This window comes from Streptomyces sp. (genome assembly GCF_050698815.1).
In the GTDB taxonomy this organism is placed as follows: Bacteria; Actinomycetota; Actinomycetes; order Streptomycetales; family Streptomycetaceae; genus Streptomyces.
Genome location: NZ_JBOHCV010000742.1, coordinates 1 through 3302 on the forward strand (window position 1 = coordinate 1; position 3302 = coordinate 3302).

At 72.3% G+C, this 3302-nt stretch carries 6 protein-coding genes; 3 read left to right on the forward strand and 3 right to left on the reverse strand.

The genetic code is table 11. The features are described from left to right. Together ACRDP3_RS26385 and ACRDP3_RS26390 are read left to right on the forward strand one after the other, a co-directional pair. Positions 1–638: sigma-70 family RNA polymerase sigma factor (locus tag ACRDP3_RS26385; protein ID WP_431519517.1), on the forward strand; the 638-nt coding region annotated here is incomplete at its 5' end. A 162-nt stretch (positions 639–800) separates the two neighbouring features. Further along, positions 801–926 carry a hypothetical protein gene (locus ACRDP3_RS26390; protein ID WP_431519518.1) on the forward strand — a complete coding sequence of 42 codons (126 nt, stop codon included), beginning with the start codon at positions 801–803 and terminating at the stop codon, positions 924–926. 11 nt (positions 927–937) lie between these two features. On the opposite strand, the gene ACRDP3_RS26395 is transcribed toward ACRDP3_RS26390, so the two are convergent. Beyond that, entirely contained in the window at positions 938–2017 is a 1080-nt protein-coding gene (locus ACRDP3_RS26395) for a P1 family peptidase (protein WP_431519519.1), read from the reverse strand. A 44-nt stretch (positions 2018–2061) separates the two neighbouring features. On the opposite strand from ACRDP3_RS26395, the gene ACRDP3_RS26400 reads away from it, so the two are divergent. After that, a complete protein-coding gene (locus ACRDP3_RS26400) occupies positions 2062–2256 on the forward strand; it encodes a hypothetical protein (protein ID WP_431519520.1) in 195 nt (64 codons plus the stop codon). 25 nt (positions 2257–2281) lie between these two features. Here the strand turns inward: ACRDP3_RS26400 and mscL are convergent, their stop codons facing one another. Together mscL and ACRDP3_RS26410 are read right to left on the reverse strand one after the other, a co-directional pair. Next, complete coding sequence (mscL, locus tag ACRDP3_RS26405) at positions 2282–2821, reverse strand: large conductance mechanosensitive channel protein MscL (protein WP_431519521.1); 540 nt, start codon at positions 2819–2821, stop codon at positions 2282–2284. A gap of 69 nt (positions 2822–2890) precedes the next feature. Then, on the reverse strand, positions 2891–3302 hold a 412-nt coding region (locus tag ACRDP3_RS26410), incomplete at its 5' end, for a hypothetical protein (protein ID WP_431519522.1).

Consider the following 3302-nt stretch of genomic DNA (forward strand, 5'->3'; position numbering starts at 1 on the left):
CGCTGCTGGACCTGATCCAGGAGGGCAACGCGGGTCTGGTCCGCGCGGTGGAGAAGTTCGACTACCGCAAGGGCTTCAAGTTCTCCACGTACGCGACCTGGTGGATCCGGCAGGCCATCACGCGGTCCATCGCCGACCAGTCCCGGACCATCCGGCTGCCTGTTCATCTGGTGGAGGAGCTGGGGCGCATCCGCCGCGTCCAGCGTGAGTTCAACAGGGAGCACGGGCGCGAGCCGGAGCCCGCAGAGGTCGCCGCCGAGCTGAGCTCCACGCCGGAGCGCGTCGTCGACGTGCTCGACTGGGCGCGCGACCCGGTCAGCCTGAACATGTCGGTGGACGAGGAGGGCGAGACGCAGTTCGGCGACCTGCTGGAGGACACCTCCGCCGCCTCGCCGGAGCAGTCTGTGCTGACAGTGCTGCGCCGGGAGGAGCTGGAACACCTCATCGGCCGCCTCGACAACCGCACCGCCTCGATCATCAAGGCGCGTTACGGCATGCTCGACGGACGCGAGCGCACGCTCACGGAGGTCGGCAAGCAGCACGGACTGACGCGGGAGCGGATCCGCCAGATCGAGAAGCACGCGTTGCTGGAGCTGAAGAAGCTGGCCTCGGACACCGGCTTCGACGCGGCGGCCTGACGTCTGACGAAGGACCGTGCCGCGGCCGTAGGAACAGCGGCCGTAGGAACAAGAGCACAGCAGAAAGCAGGACAACAGAATGCGGCGATCATGTGCCGCCCCAGGACGAGCCCCGGTGCCCTCCCCCGAGCGCCGGGGCTCTTGGCTGCCGTGCCCAGCACCGTGCCCAGTCCGTCCGGGCGGGCCGGCCAGGAGCAGCAGGCCGGCGACGCGGAGGGCACCGGCGAGGCGGCCTACGCGGACGGCACGAACCGCAAGCCCGGCAGTGACGTGCGCGTCTCCGCCTGAGTGGTCGCCGGTCAGCCGTGCCGCGCGGGCCGGCCGTAAAGGTCGCGGTAGGAGGGGAAGACGCCGCCCGGTCCGTCCACGCTCTCTGCGGCCAGCACCGCCTTCACCACGGCCCGCGTCAGCACATCCGCACCGGCGGCAAGCAGATCGTTGAACTCCTCCTCCGCCAAGGGGCGTTCCGAGGTGGCGAGGGCGAAGACGGTATCGCCGTCGTGCATGAGGTGCACCGGCCGCACCGCTCGGGCCAGTCCGTCGTGCGCCACGCCCGCCAGCTTCTGGGCCTGGGGCCGGGTGAGAGCGGCATCGGTCGCGACCACGGCCAGAGTGGTGTTGAAGGGAGGCCGCAGCACCCCCGCCGTCCGGTCTTCCGTCTTCTCCCGTGCCTCCGACAGCAGCCGCCGCGCTTCCGCGTGCCGTTCCGCGCCGGGGACGCGGGGCAGCCCGTCCCGCAACTCCCCCTCCAGCAGCTCTCCGTACAGCGCACCCGTGCGCGGGTCCACTGCCGAACCGGCCGCGTTGAGCGCCGTCAGCGCGCTCACCGCTGTCCCTGAAGGAAGCACGGCGCTCGCCGTGCCGATCCCGCCCTTCAGGCCGCCGACCACGGCTCCGGTGCCCGCACCCACATTGCCCTGCGGGACCGGCGCCCCCGGCTCCGTACGGGCGGCCGCCTCCACCGCCTCCCGGCCCAGCGTCGCGTCCGGGCGGCTGTGCCAGCGCCCGCCACGCCCCAGGTCGAAGAGGACGGCGGCCGGCACCACCGGCACCACCTGCGCGGGGTCCGGTCCCACGCGTACGCCCCGGCCCTGCTCCTCCAGCCAGCTCATCACGCCGCCCGCGGAGTCGAGCCCGAAAGCGCTGCCGCCGGTCAGCACCACCGCGTGGATACGCTCCACCACGTTCCGCGGATCCAGCGCGTCCGTCTCCCGGGTGCCCGGAGCGCCACCCCGCGAGTCCACACCGGCTATGGCTCCGCCTTCGGGGGCCAGTACCACCGTCGTGCCGGTCAGCCAGCCGGGCCGGTCGCCCCCGGACCGCTGTGCGTGCCCGACCCGCAGTCCCCGCACATCCGTGAGGGCGTCCTGAGTTGTCATGCGGCATGGATACCAGGCGTACGGGCGCCCCGTACGCTGGACACATGAGTACCGGTCCGCGACAGCCCGCAGAGTCCGAAGATCCCGCGCCCGCGCTGGTCTTCGGCGACCCGCTGAGCCTGCGGTCCGCGGACGACACCGACGACGGCTGGGGCGAGGGAGGGGTCGGCAGCGGCTCCGGCACCCCGGCGGCGGACCTGGCCCGCTTCCTGGACGAGAAGCCGCCCCACCACGTGTGACGCGGCCCGGAGCCGGAGCCCGCCGCTACTTCTCGGTGCTCAGGCCCCCGTCCCGTTGCCGTCCCACGGAGTCTTCGGTACCCGCGGCCCCCTCGGGGGCGCCCGGGCCGTTGCGCTGGGCGACGAGCAGATCGCGGATCTCGGCCAGCAGGTCGACCTCGGTCACGCCCGCGGGCGCCTCGGCCACCGGGTTCTTGGCGGCCTGCCGCTCCTTGTACCTGGTGATCGGCAGGATCATGAGGAAGTAGACGACCGCGGCCGTGATCAGGAAGGTCAGCGAAGCGCTCAGCACCGGCCCCCAGTTGATCGGGACGCCACTGACCACCTCGCCCGTCGCGTTCACGTCGCACGGGGACTTCAGGCAGGACTGGTACTCGCCCAGGTCCTTCGTCCCTATGGCCCCCACCAGCGGGTTGATCAGGCCCTTGACGACGGAATCCACGATCTTGCTGAAGGCGGTTCCGACGACGACGGCGACGGCCAGTTCGACCACGTTGCCGCGCAGCAGGAATTCCCTGAATCCCGTCAGGAGGCCCTTCTTCTCGCTCCCGGACGTTGTTTCCATGCTTTCCGACCTGCCTCTTCTCGGACTCTCCGCGGTCACGGCGAACGGTGGGAGAGCGCCGGTCCGGGCTCAGCACAGCGTTACCGCGAGGCGAGTGGTGGCCGCCGCGCCGGCGAGCGCCAGCGCGGTCTCGCGCGGCACCCTGAGCACGACGAGCGCTCCCTCGCCCGAGCCGGTGTCGCCGGACTTCGGCACGCGAGCCACTCGCACACCCTTGGCCACTACCCGCGCAGGGCGGTCTTCATCTGTGCTTGCGATCACATCGATTCGGTCACCGGGGTGCAGCAGCCGGACCGTCTCGGCGTCCGTGATCCGCACCGGGGCCTCGACGGCCACCGCGCTACCCGCGGCGTCCGACGCGTGCGCCGCCGCGCCCGCGGAACGTCCATGGGTGTCTCGCCCGGCGGCGGCCGTCGTGGACCCGCGCGGCGCCGCGGAATCCTCCGACGTGCCGCCGCGCTCGCCGCGCGGAGCCGCGGCC